The 16,717-nt window shown below is 66.7% G+C and carries 16 protein-coding genes; 8 read left to right on the plus strand and 8 right to left on the minus strand.

Annotated elements, in window-relative coordinates; genetic code table 11:
* The first annotated feature begins 135 nt into the window (after positions 1 to 135).
* On the plus strand, positions 136 to 1,269 hold the full coding sequence (locus EDC29_RS02575) for a glycosyltransferase (RefSeq protein ID WP_132228411.1): 1,134 nt from the start codon (positions 136 to 138) through the stop codon (positions 1,267 to 1,269).
* On the opposite strand, the gene EDC29_RS02580 is transcribed toward EDC29_RS02575, so the two are convergent.
* Entirely contained in the window at positions 1,266 to 1,664 is a 399-nt protein-coding gene (locus EDC29_RS02580; RefSeq protein WP_132228413.1) for a hypothetical protein, read from the minus strand. The two genes, EDC29_RS02575 and EDC29_RS02580, sit on opposite strands and share 4 nt — an antisense overlap.
* 166 nt (positions 1,665 to 1,830) lie before the next feature.
* Here EDC29_RS02580 and EDC29_RS02585 point away from each other — a divergent pair, with 166 nt between their 5' ends.
* On the plus strand, positions 1,831 to 2,919 hold the full coding sequence (locus tag EDC29_RS02585) for a linear amide C-N hydrolase (protein ID WP_123141216.1): 1,089 nt from the start codon (positions 1,831 to 1,833) through the stop codon (positions 2,917 to 2,919).
* A gap of 38 nt (positions 2,920 to 2,957) precedes the next feature.
* Here the strand turns inward: EDC29_RS02585 and gad are convergent, their stop codons facing one another.
* On the minus strand, positions 2,958 to 4,346 hold the full coding sequence (gad, locus tag EDC29_RS02590; protein WP_123141217.1) for a glutamate decarboxylase: 1,389 nt from the start codon (positions 4,344 to 4,346) through the stop codon (positions 2,958 to 2,960).
* A 253-nt stretch (positions 4,347 to 4,599) separates the two neighbouring features.
* Here gad and EDC29_RS02595 point away from each other — a divergent pair, with 253 nt between their 5' ends.
* Complete coding sequence (locus EDC29_RS02595; protein ID WP_132228415.1) at positions 4,600 to 5,709, plus strand: glycosyltransferase family 2 protein; 1,110 nt, start codon at positions 4,600 to 4,602, stop codon at positions 5,707 to 5,709.
* On the opposite strand, the gene EDC29_RS02600 is transcribed toward EDC29_RS02595, so the two are convergent.
* Positions 5,602 to 6,159, minus strand: coding sequence for a glycosyl-4,4'-diaponeurosporenoate acyltransferase CrtO family protein (locus tag EDC29_RS02600; RefSeq protein WP_190288065.1), 558 nt, complete (start codon positions 6,157 to 6,159; stop codon positions 5,602 to 5,604). The two genes, EDC29_RS02595 and EDC29_RS02600, sit on opposite strands and share 108 nt — an antisense overlap.
* Before the next feature lie 168 nt (positions 6,160 to 6,327).
* On the opposite strand from EDC29_RS02600, the gene EDC29_RS02605 reads away from it, so the two are divergent.
* Both EDC29_RS02605 and EDC29_RS02610 read left to right on the plus strand, forming a co-directional pair.
* Positions 6,328 to 6,978, plus strand: coding sequence for a hypothetical protein (locus tag EDC29_RS02605; RefSeq protein ID WP_132228417.1), 651 nt, complete (start codon positions 6,328 to 6,330; stop codon positions 6,976 to 6,978).
* 4 nt (positions 6,979 to 6,982) lie between these two features.
* Positions 6,983 to 7,918 (plus strand): META domain-containing protein, encoded by a 936-nt coding sequence (locus EDC29_RS02610; RefSeq protein ID WP_165913412.1) that lies wholly within the window; start codon positions 6,983 to 6,985, stop codon positions 7,916 to 7,918.
* Between the two features lie 126 nt (positions 7,919 to 8,044).
* Here the strand turns inward: EDC29_RS02610 and EDC29_RS02615 are convergent, their stop codons facing one another.
* Positions 8,045 to 9,253, minus strand: a complete 1,209-nt coding sequence (locus EDC29_RS02615) for a transposase (RefSeq protein ID WP_132228421.1) — start codon at positions 9,251 to 9,253, stop codon at positions 8,045 to 8,047.
* Between the two features lie 423 nt (positions 9,254 to 9,676).
* On the opposite strand from EDC29_RS02615, the gene EDC29_RS02620 reads away from it, so the two are divergent.
* From EDC29_RS02620 to EDC29_RS02630, 3 genes are all read left to right on the plus strand, one after another.
* Positions 9,677 to 9,979 carry a helix-turn-helix domain-containing protein gene (locus EDC29_RS02620; protein ID WP_005221553.1) on the plus strand — a complete coding sequence of 101 codons (303 nt, stop codon included), beginning with the start codon at positions 9,677 to 9,679 and terminating at the stop codon, positions 9,977 to 9,979.
* Positions 9,976 to 11,226, plus strand: a complete 1,251-nt coding sequence (locus tag EDC29_RS02625; protein ID WP_132228423.1) for a type II toxin-antitoxin system HipA family toxin — start codon at positions 9,976 to 9,978, stop codon at positions 11,224 to 11,226. The genes EDC29_RS02620 and EDC29_RS02625 overlap by 4 nt, the downstream gene beginning before the upstream one ends.
* 238 nt (positions 11,227 to 11,464) lie before the next feature.
* Positions 11,465 to 12,321 (plus strand): IS5 family transposase gene (locus tag EDC29_RS02630; protein WP_132228425.1). Its coding sequence is split into 2 segments (ribosomal slippage): positions 11,465 to 11,819 and positions 11,819 to 12,321, totalling 858 coding nucleotides; the frame shifts between segments, so codons are not numbered across the junction.
* A gap of 109 nt (positions 12,322 to 12,430) precedes the next feature.
* On the opposite strand, the gene EDC29_RS02635 is transcribed toward EDC29_RS02630, so the two are convergent.
* The 4 genes from EDC29_RS02635 to asnB form a co-directional block, all read right to left on the minus strand.
* Complete coding sequence (locus tag EDC29_RS02635; RefSeq protein ID WP_165913413.1) at positions 12,431 to 12,862, minus strand: type II toxin-antitoxin system HicB family antitoxin; 432 nt, start codon at positions 12,860 to 12,862, stop codon at positions 12,431 to 12,433.
* A 254-nt stretch (positions 12,863 to 13,116) separates the two neighbouring features.
* Positions 13,117 to 13,446 carry a hypothetical protein gene (locus EDC29_RS02640; RefSeq protein WP_132228429.1) on the minus strand — a complete coding sequence of 110 codons (330 nt, stop codon included), beginning with the start codon at positions 13,444 to 13,446 and terminating at the stop codon, positions 13,117 to 13,119.
* A 119-nt stretch (positions 13,447 to 13,565) separates the two neighbouring features.
* Positions 13,566 to 14,678 carry a glycosyltransferase gene (locus EDC29_RS02645; RefSeq protein ID WP_132228431.1) on the minus strand — a complete coding sequence of 371 codons (1,113 nt, stop codon included), beginning with the start codon at positions 14,676 to 14,678 and terminating at the stop codon, positions 13,566 to 13,568.
* 143 nt (positions 14,679 to 14,821) lie between these two features.
* The gene (gene asnB, locus EDC29_RS02650; protein ID WP_132228433.1) at positions 14,822 to 16,648 is read right to left on the minus strand and encodes an asparagine synthase (glutamine-hydrolyzing); all 1,827 of its coding nucleotides are present in this window, start codon (positions 16,646 to 16,648) and stop codon (positions 14,822 to 14,824) included.
* Positions 16,649 to 16,717 lie beyond the last annotated feature (69 nt).

Below are 16,717 nucleotides of genomic sequence, written 5' to 3' on the forward strand. Positions count from 1 at the left end.
GGGTTGCTGATGGTCGTTATGATCCCAGAAATCGCCGGGCGCCGCGCGGCTGTCCGGACCCCGCCGGTTTTCGCCATAATGATGTCCATCCCGCCGGCCACGCGTCGGCCCACCGCCAGCCTCCGGACCCCGAGCATGACCCCAGCGACCCCCAGCCAGCCGAGCCCCCGCCCCGTGTGTCTCTTCATCCCCAGCTTCGGCGACGGCGGGGTGGAGCGGATGATGGTCAACATCGCCCGCGGGATCGCCGGGCACGGCCATCCGGTCGACTTCGTGGTCAACGACGCCGGGGCGCCCTTCGTCGACACCCTGCCGCCCGAGGTGCGGGTGCACGTGCTCGCGGCGAGCGGGCTGCGCGCGCGCACCCGTTTTCTCGCCGAGCTGGTCGCGCGCACCCGCCCGGCGGCGGTGCTCACCGCCAAGACCCGCGACGACCGGGTCGCGCTCGCGGTCAAGCGTCGGCTCGGCGGCGACACCCGCTACGTGCTGCGTCCCGGCACCGCGATGAGCGAGCGCTGGCGCGCCCGCGGCAAGGGCTGGCTGTGGCGCTGGCGCGAGACGCGCCGGCTGCGCGCGCTCTATCGTCGCGCCGACGCGGTGGTGGCGGTCTCCGAGGGCGTGGCCGAGGACATCGTCGCCATCACCGGCATCGCGCGTGAGCGGGTGCGGGTGATCCGCAACCCCAACATCACCCCGGAACTGGCGGCGCTGGCCGCGGCCGAGGTCGATCACCCCTGGTTCGCGCCCGGCGCCGAGCCGGTGATCATGGGGGTCGGTGGGCTGCGTACCCAGAAGGATTTCGAGACCCTGATCCGCGCCTTCGCCCGGGTGCGCGAGACACGCCCGTGTCGGCTGCTGATCCTCGGCGAGGGCCGTCAGCGCGAGCGCTTGCTGCGTCTGGCCGCCGAGCTGGGGGTCGCGGAGGCGGTGGCGTTGCCCGGGTTCGAGTCCAACCCCTATCGCTTCCTCGCCCGCGCTGCGCTGTTCGCGTTGTCCTCGCGCTGGGAGGGCTCGCCCAACGTGCTCACCGAGGCGCTCGCGCTCGGCACCCCGGTGGTCGCCACCGACTGTCGCAGCGGTCCGCGCGAGATCACCCGTGGCGGCGAGTACGGCCCGCTGGTCGCCGTCGGCGACGTCGCGGCCCTGGCCGAGGCGATCGAGCGCACCCTCGATCGGCCGCTGCCCGCCGAGCGGTTGCGCGAGGCAGTCGCCGAGTACCGTCTGGAGACCAGCGCCGGGCGCTATCTGGAGGTCTTCGGGCTACGCTAGCCGGGCGCAGTCCGCCAATCGCGACCGCTGCCGACACCGGACTCGGCATCGGCGCGCGCCGCTGCCGCGCTGGTGCCGCGACCGTGGTGGCCGCAGTGCGCGCACTCGAGCAGATGGAAGCGCTCGGCGAGTCGATAGTGGGCGAGGCGGGGCTGGCCGCACTGCGGACAGGTCTCGGTGCCGACCCGACTGCGCGCCTTGTGCGCCTGCTCGGCGTCGCGGATGAGCTGGTGCAGCGCCGCCTTGGAGCGTCGGCAGGCCTGGGCCTTGGGGCCCTGGCTGAGTTGTTCGAGGATCAGCGACTCCGGGGTCGCGCTGCCGCGGATGCCGTAAGCACCGGGGGCCGGGTGGGGCGTCTCCGGGGTGTCGTCGCGTGGTTCTTTGGGGGAAGTCATGACGATTCCTGGCTGGTCGATGTTGACGGATGATCGGGGTGCGAACGGTCGGTGGCAAGTCGCACCGAGCGTCTCGTCAATGCTGGTCCTGCGTTCGTTCGTGGTGCTGCTATGCTTAACGCTCTGGACCCGATGGTGTTCCGATCGCAACCGCAGGAGCCTGTGTATGAGCAAGCGCATCACGACCGTCGCCGCGGCCTGTCTGGCCGCCGGTATCGGCCTGCCCCAGGGCGGCGAGGCCTGTACCCGCACCCTCTATGTCGGCGACGACGAGACGGTGATCACCGGTCGCAACATGGACTGGATGCAGTCGATGGAGACCGCGCTCTGGGTGTTCCCGCGCGGCATGGCGCGCGATGGCCGGGCGGGACCGGACTCGCCGAGCTGGGTGTCGAAGTACGGCAGCCTGGTCGCCTCGTCCTACGATCTGGCAACCAGTGACGGCATGAACGAGAAGGGGCTGGTGGCCAACCTGCTCTATCTGGCCGAGTCCGACTACGGTGAGGACGCCGCGCTGCCGCCGCTCTCGATCGCGCTCTGGGCGCAGTACGCGCTCGACAACTACGCCACCGTCGCCGAGGCGGTGCAGGGGCTGACCGAGCAGCCGCTGCGGGTGGTCGCCAAGGATCTGCCCAACGGCAAGCCCGCCGCGCTCCATCTCTCGCTCTCCGACCCCAGTGGCGATTCGGCGATCTTCGAGTACCTCGACGGCGAATTGGTCGTCCATCACGGCCCCGAGTACCGGGTGATGACCAACTCGCCGCCCTATGCCGAGCAGCTGGCGATCGATACCTATTGGCAGGGGGTCGGCGGTATGGCCTTCCTGCCCGGCACGGTGCGCGCCGCCGATCGCTATGCGCGCGCCTCCTTCCTGCTCGATGCGGTGCCCAAGTCGCTCGACGACGACTATCTCGACGCCGTGCCCAATCGTACCTATGCCAACCAGGCCGTCGCCCAGGTGCTCTCGGTGCAGCGCGCCGTCTCGGTGCCGTTGGGCATCAGCGTCGAGCACCAGCCCAACCTCGCCTCGACCCTGTGGTCGGTGGCCGCCGACCAGAAGAATCGGGTCTATTACTTCTCCTCGGCGACCACGCCCAACACCTTCTGGGTCGCGCTCGACGACCTCGATTTCTCGCCCGGGGCCGAGGTCAAGACCCTGCCGGTCGACGGCGGCTATGTCTATGCCGGCAACGCCGCCGCGCATTTCACCGCCGCCGAGCCCTTCACCTTCATGGACGCCTCCGGCAGCGACTGAGCCGGTGCGCCGGGGCCAGCGCGCCCCGGCGCGCGCCCTCAGTGGGCGAAGCTGGGCGCGGGCGGCGCCGGGTCGTGTGCGCGTAACCCCTCGAAGTGGGCGACGGCCTTGGCGAGGTCGGCGAGCAGCAGCTCGGCGAGGTCGGCGCTGAAGCCCTCGCGCACCACCACGCGCAGCACCGCGACCGACTCGGCGTGCTCGGGCATGGTGTAGGCGGGTACCTGCCAGCCGCTCTCGCGCAGCTTGTGGGAGATGTCGAAGACGCTGTAGTCGGTGATCTCGTCGCGCAGCTTGAAGGCGAACACCGGGATGGTGCTGGCGTCGCTGACCAGCTCGAAGGGGCCGAGGTCGGCGACGTTGCGCGCTAGTTCGGTGGCCACCTCGCGCAGCGCCGTCATCACCTGGGTGTAGCCGGCGCGCCCCAGACGCAGGAAGTTGTAGTACTGCCCCACCACCTGGTTGCCGGGGCGGGAGAAGTTGAGGGTAAAGGTCGGCATGTCGCCGCCGAGATAGTTGACCCGGAAGATCAGCTCCTCGGGCAGGTCCTCGTGGCCGCGCCACACCACCCAGCCGACGCCGGGATAGACCAGGCCGTACTTGTGCCCGGAGACGTTGATCGACTTGACCAGCGGCAGGCGGAAGTCCCACACCAGCTCGGGGTCGAGGAAGGGGGCGACGAAGCCGCCGCTGGCGGCGTCGACGTGCATCGGGATCTCCCAGCCGGTGGTGGCGTTCTGCGCCTCCAGCGCGGCGTGGATCGCTTCGATCGGCTCGTACTCCCCGGTGAAGGTGGTGCCGAGGATGGCGACCACGCCGATGGTGTGCGCGTCGGTGCGGGCGATCACCTCCTCCGGGGTGATGACGTAACGCCCCTTCTCCATCGGGATGTAGCGCGGCTCGACGTCCCAGTAGCGACAGAACTTTTCCCACACCACCTGGACATTGGCGCCGAGGATCAGGTTGGGACGATGGGTATCCTCGCCGCGGGCGCGGCGCCGCGCGCGCCAGCGCCACTTCAGCGCCATCCCGGCGAGCATCACCGCCTCGCTCGAGCCGATCGCCGAGGCGCCGATCCCCTGCTCGGGGGCGTGGAAGAGGTCGGAGACGATGTTGACGCAGCGCGCCTCGATCTCGGCGGTGCGCGGGTACTCGTCCTTGTCGATCAGGTTCTTGTCGAAGGCCTCGGCCATCAGCCGCTCGGCCTGGGGTTCCATCCAGGTGGTGACGAAGGTCGCCAGGTTGAGCCGGGCATTGCCGTCGAGCATCAGCTCGTCGTGGATCAGGTCATAGACCGTCTCGGGCTCGATCTCGTGCTCCGGCAGACGGTATCGCGGCACCGCCTCCAGCATGCGTCGCCGCGCATAGGCCGGCGCGAGCAGTGCATCCTGCTCCTCCGGGCTGATCGACTCGATCTTTCGCGTCACCATCGCCAATCCCTCCATCGCCACCGCCCCGGGGTTCGGGGCGCTAGGTGCAAGCGTAGTCAATGGTGCGCGGGTCGCCCGTCGGTGTGCATTCGGATCGGGCAAAGGGGCCGCAGTCGACTGAATCCGTTGTGGAAAGTTTGCCTTCCGCCGCCGCCCCGGCCATACTGCCGCCGCCCCTGAGTTGCAGCGTGGCGTCAGCGACGTTCAGCGTCGCGCGTCACCCTCTTCCAACCCCGAAACGAGTCCATCCGCCGTGCCCATCGAGCTATTCTGGCTGCTCCTGCCGTGGAGCCTCGCGTTCATCTTTCTCGGTCGGTTGCGCGCCTGCCCGCCGCTGACGCGTCCGGTCGGTGGGGGCAAGGTGTCGGTGATCATCCCGGCGCGCAACGAGCAGTCGCGGTTGCCGCCGCTGCTCGCCTCGTTGCGCGCGCAGGACCACGACGACTACGAGGTCATCGTCGTCGACGACAACTCCACCGACGCGACCGCGGCGCTGGCGCGTGCCGCCGGAGCGAAGACCTTGTGTCTCGGCGAGTTGCCGCCCGGCTGGCTCGGCAAGCCCCATGCCTGCTGGGTCGGGGCGCAGGCGGCGAGCGGCGACCTGCTGGTCTTTCTCGACGCCGACACCGAGCTCGAACCCGCCGGACTGCGGCGCATCGCCGCCACCCATGCCGCGCGTGGCGGGCTGGTCTCGGTGCAGCCCTATCACCGCATGGTCGCGACCTACGAGCGGCTGTCGTCGATCTTCTTCGTCATCATGATGGCGAGCATCCGCTCCTTCACCCTGGCCGGCGACGCGCTGCGCGCCAACGGCAGCTTCGGTCCCTGCATGGTGTGCTCGCGCGCGGATTATTTCCGCACCGGCGGGCATCGTCTGGTGCGCGCCGAGATCGTCGACGATGTGGCGCTGGCGCGCGAGATGGCGCGACGCGGCGTGCCGACCTCGAACTTCATCGGCGCCGGCACCATCGCCTTTCGCATGTATCCCGACGGGGTGCGCGATCTCGCCGACGGCTGGACCAAGAACCTCGCGCGCGGGGCGATGACCACCGGTCCGCTGATGCTGCTGATGACCACCTACTGGATCTATGGCGCGGTGGCCGCCGTCGACGCCTCGCTGGGCTGGGCGAGCCAGGGGCTGTCGACCTGGGTGGTCGCGGGGCTGATCGCCTACGCGGCCTATGTCGCGCAGCTGTGGTGGCTGTTGCGCCGGCTCGGCAACTTCGGGCTGGCCACGGCGCTCACCTATCCGGTCTCACTGGCCTTCTTCGTCGCGGTCTTCTTCCGCTCGCTCTATCGCACCCTGGTGTGCAACAGCGTGCGCTGGAAGGGGCGCTCGATCGCGGTGCGCACGCCGGGCTAGGAGCGCGATCGCGCGCAGCAGCCGCGCGCGGTTGTAGCGCTGCACCAGGATGCAGGGGGCGTTGACCAGCGCACCATAGATCAGCATCGCCACGCCGACCGGCCAGGGGGTCCAGACGAAGAAGCTCAGCGCCATCGCCCAGGTCAGCCAGTGCGAGACCTCGGCGCGCGTGGTCTCGCGCACGAAGCGGTGCAGATAGGCGAGATCCTGACCCCGCAGGTTGCGCTTGGAGAAGCCGCCGGCATAGAAGGCCCCGGCCTCGGGCAGATGATCCTTCCACGTCTGGATGCCGAGCCGCTGATAGAGCCGACCGTCCAGCTCCCAGCGATAGCTGCGACCGAGCAGCGGCAGCCCGGCGAGCAGGCGCTCGGGCAGGCGATGCGCCAGATAGCCCGCGCCGAAGTGGATCGACAGCCAGATCAGGGCATAGAGCGCGACGGTCGTCAGCACGGCGGGGAGTCTCGCGGTAGTGGGGGAGGGGCGGCATCTTAGAGGCGTTCGGCGAGCGCGACCAGCCTTGAACCCAGGACGCGCGGCCCTCAGAGAGCACGGGTCGGCGCGCGCTGGCCGCTCTCCATGCCGGGCGCGAGGGCGCCATCACACGAGGAGGTATCGATTATGCGGGTTCAACCCCTTTTGCTGGTCGTCGTCACCGGGCTGTGGGCGCTCCCGGCCACCGCCGACTGGACCGACGCGCGCTGCGAGATCTACCCCAAGGGTGAGGACCGTGCCGAGCAGACGCTCCCCTGTACCTTCAGCCAGCGCCAGGGCTATGTAACCATCACCCGCGAGGACGGCGTGGTGCACGAGCTGGCGCCGAGCGGTGAGGCGGTGGGCAACTTCCGCGATCAGGTGGGCCGCGCGGTCTATCGTCAGAGCGGGCTCGGCGATCAGGGGCTGATCTTCCGCTTCCCCGACGAGAGCCTCTATGTCTACTGGGATCGCGGCCCGACGACGACCGCCGCGGACAACCCGACCTGGCCCTTCTCCACCGCCGACTACGACGCCACCACGCTGCTGCGCTGTCGCGCCCTCACCGCCGAGGCGTTCGGCCAATGCCCGGCCGGCATCCTGCGCATGGACGAGGGCCAGGCCTCGATCGTGGTGCAGAGCCCAGCCGGTGAGCAGTTCACCATCAACTTCATGACCGGCTACGTCAACGCCACCAACCGCAGCGTCGAGGCCTCGCGCGATGGTGATACCTGGACCGTCGTCATCGACGGCCAGGAGGTCTATGAGGTGCCACTCGCCGCGATCGAGGGAGGCTGAGGCGATGAGATATCCGACCATTCTGCTGATCGCGCTGCTGTGCGGCGTCAGCTCGCTGGCGCTGGCCGAGTCCTCGCTCCTGGCGGGGACGGCCTGGAGGCTGGTCGAGATCCAGTCGATGGACGATCAGGTCTATGTCCCCGAGGAGGGCGCCGAGTACAGTCTCGAACTGCGCGATGACGGCATGGTGGCCATCCGCGCCGACTGCCAGCTCGGTACCGGCACCTGGGCGTCGGACGCGCCCGGTCAGCTGCGCTTCGGCGCCATCGCGACGACCCGGGCGCTGTGCCCGCCAGGCTCCCTGTCCGGGCGCTATCTGGCGCAGTTCCAGTGGGTGCGGAGCTATGTCATCGAGGGCGGACACCTCTTCCTCGCCACCATGGCCGACGGTTCCATCATCGAGCTGGCGCCGGTCGAGCCCCCGCCACCGGTCGCGACCCTCTTCGGCGAGTCGCTGCGCGACGTCGATGCCACGCAGCTCCAGGAGATCATCCTCGGGCGCCTGTTCGAGCACTATGCCGACGAGCAGGGTATCGTCGCCGAGCCAGACGAGATCGCCGCCCTGCTCGAACGGCTGCGCGCCGGTCGGGCGGCGGCGGGACTGGATGCCGAGACCACGTTGAGCCCGGACGCGCGCGAACAACTGGCGGTCATGCAGCGCGACATGGCCCGCGCGCTGATCCGTCACTGGAAGGTCAACCGTGCACTCCACCAAGAGTACGGCGGGCGCATCATCCATCAACAGCTCGGCCCGGAACCGCTCGATGCCTATCGCGCCTTCCTCGACGCGCAACAGACCGCGGGCGCCTTCAGCATCCACGACCCCGCCCTGGCCGAGGCGTTCTGGCGCTACTTCACCGATGAGTCGATCCACGACTTCATGGACCCGGGCAGCGACGACGAGACGCAGGCGTTCGCCGTCCCGCCCTGGGGGCGTTGAGCCGGTGTGCGCTGATCGGTGAAGGCATGGCAAGGCGCGACAGGGCGTCGTGATGTCCACCAGAACGGCGCCGAGCCCTCGTGCGGTCTCCGATGCGCAGCACCTCGGGCAGGCGCTTGGCCGGCCTCAGGCCGCCAGCTCCCGCCCCGGACCGAACAGCGCCCTGGCCCGCCCGACACCCCGCAGATAACGACACTCCCGGCACGCCGCGAGCGCCGTCAGCCGCTCTGGCGCACCGATCGCGGTACCAAACCCCTTGAGCAGGAAACCCGCGTGCTCGACGAAGCGCTCCGGCGCAATGCCGAGTCGGGTGAGGATGTCGGGCAGCTCCGCCGGGATCGCCCCGCGCTTGCGTGGATGCAGGGCGCGACCGAGCGAGTCGACCAGGGTCAGATAGTCGTCGAAGGTGAAGGGGATCGACGCGGGGATCTCGGCGGGGTTGCCGAAGGGCAGTAGTGGGGCAGGGGGAAGGCGGTCGAGCGCGGTCTCCCAGAGATTGGTGCTACGGGCGTCCGGCGAGGTGTCGTTCTCGGGTTCGGGCGGTGTGGGTGCGTGACTGGCTGGTGTCTTGCGCTGGGGAATCGGTCGTTGCGAATCGGGAGAGACCTCTGGTGGTGTCTCCGGCCCGACATCCGGGCGGTACGCCACGTCGAGATGCAGCCCGGTCGCCGTACCCTCATCGCCCGCGCGCAAGGCCGCAATCCGTGCCGCAATCCCGGTATGTGCGCTCTCCTCCGGCGTCTCCGCGATCCCCGCCCGAATCGGGTTGAGATCGACATAGGCCATCACCGCCAACAGCGCCGTCTCGTCGAGGATCGCCTGCGAGCGAAAGCGTCCCTCCCAGAACCGTCCCCGCACCCCATCCTCCCGATTCGCCGCCCGCGCGATCGACTCGTTCAGTATCCGCATGAACCAGGAGAGATCCGCCAGCCGCGCCCGGTAGGTCGCGACCAAGCCAGCGACCACCTCCAGCTCCGCCTCGGTCATGCCCGCCCGCGTCGCAGGCGACAGGAACCGCTCCACCACCACAGGCCCCCGGAACAGACACCGCCAGCGCCGCAGCACCTCGGTCTCCGACCACCCCGCCGCCCGATCGGCATCGACCCTCACCACCAGATGTACGTGATTGCTCATCACCGCATAAGCCGCGACATCGATCGCGAACACCCCCGCAAGCTGGCGCAGCCGCAACTCCACCCACCCGCGCCGATGCTCGAAGCTCCGTCCGCTCAACCGATCAAAGCCACAGAGATACGCCCGGCGCACGCAGCGCGTGACGACGTGATACCAGGGCGTATCGGACAAGGAGACGAGCACGGCGCGGGGACGAGTCATGGGGCATCTCCGCTGGAGGTGTTGGGTGAAGCGTAGGAGAGCGCCTTGCGAGCGTCAACGGTAAGTGGGTGTCCCTTTGCTTCGGGTGTCCCTTTGCTTCGAGTCGATTTAGGCGCTCTGGGTGTCCTTTTCTTATCCTCCGTCTCGTCGAGGATCGCCTGCGAGCGAAAGCGTCCCTCCCAGAACCGCCCGCGTACCCCGTCCTCCCGACCTTTCTTACCACGGCCGGTGGCGATCATGAACATGATCGCCACCGGCATGGACCTGTTGGTCTCCCTGTGAATAACGCCTTTAACGTCTTACAAAAAGAACGATATAAATTTTTAAAATTCTCTCAAAGAACGCTAACATGGATGTGGCAGACATGAAAAACCGGTTTCCTAGCCACTGAAAACCATCCAGACACACGCCTGAGGCTTCATCATGAAATCCATCCGTGTCGAGCGCGCCCTCAAAAAGCTGGGCGCCGACATCCGCGATGCACGACGGCGCCGGCGCATCAGCACCGAGCTGATGGCCGAGCGCATGGGCGTTTCGCGCGGAACGCTCAACCGCCTTGAGGCTGGTAATCCAAACGTCGCAATCAGCGCCTGGGCCTCGGCCCTGATGATTCTCGGTAAGCTCGATGCGCTCGCGGAGCTGATCGACCGGACAAAAGACCCGCTCGGGCTGGATCTTCTTGAGGAGCAGTTGCCGCAGCGCATTCGCGGAGGCCGGGTGCGGTGAGCACGTCCCTGGTTGTCACTTTGGATTGGCTGGGTGAGCGTCGGACGGTCGGCCAGCTCGATATCTTCACCAGCCAGCGGGGAACCGAGCGCTATCAGTTCACCTATGATCGAGACTGGTGCCGGGCGGGCTTCGCCATCGATCCCGACTTGGATCTCTTGCCAGGGATGCCCTTTCAGGCGAGCAAGCTGTGGGGCGCTTTCCAGGACATCGCCCCCGATCGCTGGGGGCGACTCGTCCAGGATCGGGTTCTCGACCGCTACCTGAACGAAAGCGATTACCTCCTGGGGGTCTCCGATCACATGCGGATGGGTGCCTTGCGATTGAGTCTCGCGGAGACTCCTGGAGAATTTCTGGCCCTAACCACAGACGTTCCAAAGCTGGTCCATCTACGAGCCCTGGAAGCCGCGATCGAGCGCCTGGAGCAAGGCGTACAGACCGATACCGACCTCGCGCTCCTCGCCCAGCCGGGCTCATCCCTCGGCGGCGCCCATCCCAAGGCGGCGATCGAGGACAAGGGAAAGCTCTATATCGCCAAATTTCAATCCCGGCTCGATACCGAGCGGGTAGGGGCCTGGGAGGCGACTGTGCTGGATCTCGCGGGAGCAGCGGGCCTGCGCGTGGCGAAGCATCGATTGCTCAACGCGAACGGTGAGCGACCTGTGCTGTTGGTGGAACGGTTTGATCGACAACAAGGAGGAAGGGTTCCTTTCGCCTCGGCCATGACCCTGGCCGCGCGAGACGAGCAGAGTGCGGACGCGGCAAGCTATCTGGAGCTGGCTGATGTCATCAAGGCGACCTCGGCCCAACCCAAGCTCGATCAGGTTGAACTGTGGCGACGCATGACCTTCAACGCTCTGTGCGGCAACACCGACGATCATCTGCGTAATCACGGCTTCCTTCGCGAGCCCCAAGGCTGGCGGCTCTCACCGGCTTATGACCTCAACCCCGACCGCCATGCCCTTGACCGGCGCCGCCATGCCCTATCCTTCGATGGCGAGCAACGGCGACCTTCCCTTCAGTTGTGCCTTGATCTGGCGGACTACTTCGGGGTAGACGAGACCATCCAGGCGCATGCCTTGGGCGCTCTGGGCAAGGCCCTAACGTCTTGGCAAGATCTGGCCAAACATAACGGGCTACGGGGAGAGGAGATCAAACGGATGAGCGGAGCTTTTGAGCATGCGGATACTGAGCGGCTCCAGGCACTGACGGTCGCGAGCCGCCAGAAGCGCTCACGCGGGCGCTAGTGAGGGGGTGTGGAAAGGTCCAAGGTGAGGTTCCCCCCGAATTTCGGTAGTGCTCTGACAAATAGGTATTTGATTGAGCTTTTATATATCCTCCGCGCGTCGCTCTATCCCCCCCAAATACCCCCCAACCGCCCGCTCAATCTCAAACCGCCCTGCCGCCTCCCGCAACACCGCCTTACGTTTTGTACGAAAACCCTGCTTGTTACACTGACCTCGTTCTTGCAGGAGAAGAGGCCAGATGTCGAGACGTTACGAACTCCCAGAAGAGGCCTGGGAGCTGATTGCCGATCTGTTTTCCCGTCCGCAGCGTACCGGTCGCCCACGCCGGGATGACCGCCTGATGCTCAACGGCATCTTCTGGGTGCTGTGCTCGGGTGCGGCGTGGCGCGACCTGCCTGAGTGCTTCGGTCCTTGGTCGACGGTCTACCAGCAATTTCGCGACTGGCGTGACGACGGCACCTTCACCAAGGTCCTGGAGCGGTTGCACATCCGGCTACGTGAGGATGGGTTGATCGATCTGGAGACCTGGATGATCGACTCGACCTCGATCCGTGCCACGCGCGCCGCCGCTGGCGGCGGAAAAAAGGGGGGGCGCAGGAGCCACTGAGCCATGCGCTCGGGCGCAGTCGCGGCGGCCTGACGACCAAGATCCACCTGCTCTGCGATGCCAAGGGCGTTCCCTTGAGCTTTCTGCTCTCCCCAGGCCAGCACAGCGACATTCGCTATGCCCAACCGCTTCTCAATCAGGTCCGCTTGCCCAGCGCTCATCGAGGTCGTCCGCGCACCCGTTGCCGCCAACTGCTCGCCGACAAGGGCTACGATGCCGACGACTTACGCCGCTACTGCGATCGGCGCGGTATCCGTCCGGTGATCCCGCAGCGCCAGGGCGTGCGCAAGCCCAAGCCTGGTCGCCCTCGGGCACTCAACAAGCCCAGCTATCGCAAGCGCAACGTCATCGAGCGGCTGTTCGGCTGGCTCAAGTCCTGTCGACGCATCGCCACCCGTTACGACAAGTTGGCGACCAGCTTCTCGGCAATGTTCACGCTTGCTTGTATCCGCAGATGCCTCAGGCATTACTTTTCGTACAAAACGTAAGGACGGATTTCTTTGAGGCTGAGGATGTGGTGGCAGTAGTCTTTTGGAAGGCATATGTTTTAGCGCCTTGGGAGCGTCAAAGATAAGTGCAACGGTAATTGGGTGTCCTTCAGTTTGCTCTTGCTTTAGTTTGCATTCCTAATTGGAATTCAAAGCCAAGCGCGTTCAATGCTTGTTCGACACGATCAATCTTGGTTTTTCGCTTAATGCTCAAGATTCGCTGAACTTCCTGTTTGTGTGTCGACATGCGTCGTGCTAATTCCGCCTTTGAAATGCCGGAGAGAATAAAGGCGTTCAGGAGCATGATTTGTGCTTGCAATCCGACCGGTAACTTGATTTCGACTTGTCCAGGTTCTGGCGCCGAGGGTGCTGGGATCTCTTTCAAGTCTTCAAAATAGAGGTCGAAGGTGCTTAGCAAACAATGCCACGCCATATCCAGCGCGCCTTCATAGCTGCTGTCTTCGGTCAGCGCCTCGGGAAAATCTGGAAAACTGACGAGCCATGATTCGCCAGTTTTTTCAATTTTTACTGGGTATTTCATATCGCTCTTGGTAAAAAGGGTGCGCCTTTGCTTTTCCTCTGGTGCTGTCCTCAACCATCTGCTCAGTTCTTTTCGTCGCGCGAAGGCGCATTGTCTCGGTCTCCACCAGACGGATTTCCTGTTGTGCTTGGTCAACTGCTTCCAGGCCCCAGGGGGTTCCAAATTCCTCTGCTTAATTCCATCAGTAAATAGACGCTGCAGCGTTAAAGCGCTCGAGAGTTCATCGAAAAATGGCTGAAGTTGCTCGGAATGAGCTATGCAATTTCAGGGGCGTTTGAGGTTTTGCGTTTTTTTGTCAATCGATCCCAGATTTCCTTTTCCGTAGGAGCACTCTCTTTGTTTTTGATTTTTACTTGACTTCCATCCGAAATCGATTTCGCCCAAGTAACTATCAGGCTTCTAGGTTTTTTCTGCCAGTTGTTTTCAATTAGCCAGCTTTCTAGATCGGGGGGGTTGATCTCAATCCCGTTGTTGTGAAGCGTTCGCAAAGTTACTTTTATTCTGTCTTCGTCTAAGGCGTGTAAAGATGATTTGTTACATGTGACAGATAGTGATTTGAAAGCTTTTTCTAGTAAATGGTTCATGTGGCTTCCTTATGTAAAAGTTCTGGTGGGTGATTTTCTATTTGCGCCTAGGGAGGTTTTTGCAGTTTTTATATTTGTTGATTTTTAGTGGATATTTTTTGATGAAAAACGATATGGTTCTACTCTTCTGAAATTCCCATCCCCCCCAAATACCCCCCAACCGCCCGCTCAATCTCAAACCGCCCCGCCGCCTCCCGCAACACCGCCTTCGGCAACGGATTATCCAGCGTCGCCTTGATCGCCTCGGCCAGTGCCGCATCGTCGCCGACCGGGACCAAGGGGCCGTAGCGTCCGTCCTGGAGGATCTCGCGCGGGCCGCTGGGGCAATCGGTGGAGACCACCGGGGTGCCGACGGCCAGCGCTTCGACGGGGACGAAGGGCAGGCCCTCCCAGCGCGAGGAGAAGGCGAGCAGGGCGGCGTGGGCCATGTAGGCGTAGGGCTCGGGGACGAAGCCGGGGAGGGCGAAGTCGGCGCCGACGCCGAGGTCGTCGGCGAGGCGCAGCAGGCGCTCGCGGGCGCTGCCGCGCCCGAGGATCATCAGCCGGCAGGGGCGCTCGGCGCGCACCCGGGCGAAGGCGCGCAGCAGGGTGGCGAAGTCCTTGCGGCTGCACAGCTCACCGACGCTGAGGATGAGCGGCGGGGCGTCGTCGGCGAACCAGGGGTGATCGGGACGTGGCTGTTGCTCGGTGAACAGCCGCGCCGGGACGATCGGCGAGTCGACCGGGTGGATGCGCTCACGCGGCAGGCCGGTGTAGCGGGCCATGTCGTCGGCGGCGCCGACGCTCGGCACCAGCACGCGATCGGCGAAGAGGTAGAGCCAGCCCATCGAGTGACGTTGCACCCAGCGGTCGAGCGGTCCGCGCGAGGCGAGATCGACCGAGATGGTGATCCCCGAGCGCAGCACCAATCGGGTCGGGGTGCGTGCCAGTGCGCGCGCGGCCAGTGCCAGACGGTTGACCTTGTCCTTGTCGGAGAGCAGCACGTCGGGACGCTCGCGGCGCAGATAGCGCACCAGTGCGGGCAGGGTGGCGAGGGTGTGGCGGGTACCGAGGTCGATGATGCGCAGCCCCGGCGGTTGTTCGGTGAGTTCGGGGCCGTGGCCGCGCACCTTGAGCAGGTCGACGCGGTGGCCGCGCCGGGCGATCGCCGGCAGCAGGTGACGGGCGAGCCGGTCGACGCCGCTGTGTCCCGAGGTGGAGAGGAAGCAGGCGATGTGTGCGGGCTCGGTCATGCGGCGCGGGTCTCGGTGGCCGGATGACGATCGGGCGCCATCCGTGGTGCTCGGGCGTCCGCCAGCGGCGCGCGGCGGACGCGGTCCTGTGGGGTCATTCTGCGCCAGCGCGCGCGGCTTGGCCAGCGACGCGTGGCGCGGGCTCAGTCGCTCGCGATCCAGTCGAGCGGGTCCTCGTGCGGGGCGGGCGTGAGCCCCGGCCGCTCGATGAACAGACGGTGCCAGATCGCGAACTGCAGCAGTCCGAACAGCTCGCGCCCGCCGCCGCGCCCGGCGCGACGCGCGGCGACCAGCGCGGGCAGGGCCTCGGGGCGGAACCAGGTGCGGATGCCGTCGTTGCGCGCCAGCAGCTCGCCGACCCGGGCGGCGCGCTCGTCTCCGAGCCAGTCGCCGACCGGGACGTGGAAGCCGCGCTTGGGCGCGCTCAGGTGCCCCGGCGGCAGCAGCGGCTCGGCCCAGCGCTTGAGCAGCCACTTGCCGCTGCCGTCGCGGGTCTTGAGCGTGTCGGGCAGCGCCAGCCCGAACTCGACCAGACGGTGGTCGAGGAAGGGCACCCGGCCCTCGACGCCGAACCCCATCAGCATGCGGTCGGTCTTCACCAGCAGGTTGTCGGGCAGCGCGGTCACCAGGTCGGTGTACTGACGTCGCTGCAGGTCGGACCAGTCGCCGGGGGTGGCCTGCCAGGCGGCGACGAAGGGGGCGCGATCGGGCGGCTCGACGGTCGCGAGCGCCGCACCGTACAGCGCCCGTTGCCAGCGTCTGGCCCACTGTCCCCGGGTGCGGAAGCCGCCGCTGCCGGGACGCAGCAGCCCCTTGCCCCAGCGCTCCAGCCGCGGCGGGCGGTAGCGGCCATAACCGCCGAACACCTCGTCGCCGCCCTCGCCGGAGAACACCACCTTGAGCTCGGCGCTGGCCTGCTCGGCGAGGATCGAGGTCGGCAGACAGGCATAGTCGCGCATCAGCTCGTCGGCGGCCCAGATGCTGTGGGGGATGCGACCGAAGACCTGATCCAGCTCCAGCTCCAGACGGTGATGCTCGAAGCCGAAGTGCGCCGCGACCCGCTCGGCGGCGTCGAGTTCGTCGGCCATGCGGGTGCCGCGATAGCCGACCGAGAAGCTGTGGATGCGCCCGGCGCCGTGGCGGTGGAGCAGGGCGGCGAGCACCGCCGAGTCGACCCCGCCGGAGAGGAACAGGCCGAAGGGCACGTCGGCGCGCATGTGCTCGCGCATCGCCGCGTCGAGCCGCTCGCCGAGTTCGTAGCTGGCGTACTCGGGGCCGATGTCGCGCGGGGCGACGCGCCGCGCCGACCAGTAGCGGTGATGGGTGAGGTTGAGCTCGGAGTCGATCACCAGCGCCTCGCCCGGCGGGACGCGGCGCACGCCCTCGATCAGGGTGTCCTCGCCGGCGGCGAACTGGTGGTGGAGGAACTGGCGCAGCGCCGGCGCCGAGACCCGCGGCGACTCGGGCAGCAGCGCGAGCAGCGCCTTGAGCTCGGAGGCGAACACCACCCGGTCGGGCAGCCGGGCGTAGAACAGCGGTTTGATGCCGAGCCGGTCGCGGGCGAGGATCAGCCGCTCGCGCCGGCGGTCGTGCAGCGCGAAGGCGTACATGCCGCGCAGCCGTTCGAGCGCGTCGAGCCCGTGCACCGCGTAAGCGTGGAGGATGGTCTCGGAGTCCGAGCCGGTGCGCGCCACCCGCCCGGCGGCGCCGAGCGCGGCGTTGAGTTCGCGATAGTTGTAGACCTCGCCGTTGGCCACCAGCGCCAGCCCGTCGGCGGGCGCGAGCAGCGGCTGGTGCCCGGTCTCCAGTCCGATGATCGACAGCCGCGACTGCGCCAGCCCCACCGCGCCCTCGCGATAGAGTCCGCTGTCGTCCGGGCCGCGGTGTCCGAGTCGCTCGATCATGCGCTCGAGCGTACCGGGCGCGGGTTCGACCCCGACGCGCAGGATGAAACCGGCGATCCCGCACATCAGCGCGACCCCGTCTTGGTTAGATGCTGTCTGGCCATAGGTCCTCGCCCCGTCATGTCTCGACGCACC

The sequence above is a fragment of the Marichromatium gracile genome (genome assembly GCF_004343155.1).
GTDB lineage: Bacteria > Pseudomonadota > Gammaproteobacteria > Chromatiales > Chromatiaceae > Marichromatium > Marichromatium gracile.

Coding starts and splice junctions, on each gene's coding strand:
- EDC29_RS02605 (WP_132228417.1), top strand. CDS start 6,328: ATGCGGGTTCAACCCCTTTTGCTGGTCGTCGTCACCGGGCTGTGGGCG.
- asnB (WP_132228433.1), bottom strand. CDS start 16,648: ATGTGCGGGATCGCCGGTTTCATCCTGCGCGTCGGGGTCGAACCCGCG.
- EDC29_RS02620 (WP_005221553.1), top strand. CDS start 9,677: ATGAAATCCATCCGTGTCGAGCGCGCCCTCAAAAAGCTGGGCGCCGAC.
- EDC29_RS02635 (WP_165913413.1), bottom strand. CDS start 12,862: ATGAAATACCCAGTAAAAATTGAAAAAACTGGCGAATCATGGCTCGTC.
- EDC29_RS02615 (WP_132228421.1), bottom strand. CDS start 9,253: ATGACTCGTCCCCGCGCCGTGCTCGTCTCCTTGTCCGATACGCCCTGG.
- EDC29_RS02580 (WP_132228413.1), bottom strand. CDS start 1,664: ATGACTTCCCCCAAAGAACCACGCGACGACACCCCGGAGACGCCCCAC.
- EDC29_RS02575 (WP_132228411.1), top strand. CDS start 136: ATGACCCCAGCGACCCCCAGCCAGCCGAGCCCCCGCCCCGTGTGTCTC.
- EDC29_RS02585 (WP_123141216.1), top strand. CDS start 1,831: ATGAGCAAGCGCATCACGACCGTCGCCGCGGCCTGTCTGGCCGCCGGT.
- EDC29_RS02610 (WP_165913412.1), top strand. CDS start 6,983: ATGAGATATCCGACCATTCTGCTGATCGCGCTGCTGTGCGGCGTCAGC.
- EDC29_RS02645 (WP_132228431.1), bottom strand. CDS start 14,678: ATGACCGAGCCCGCACACATCGCCTGCTTCCTCTCCACCTCGGGACAC.
- EDC29_RS02640 (WP_132228429.1), bottom strand. CDS start 13,446: ATGAACCATTTACTAGAAAAAGCTTTCAAATCACTATCTGTCACATGT.
- gad (WP_123141217.1), bottom strand. CDS start 4,346: ATGGTGACGCGAAAGATCGAGTCGATCAGCCCGGAGGAGCAGGATGCA.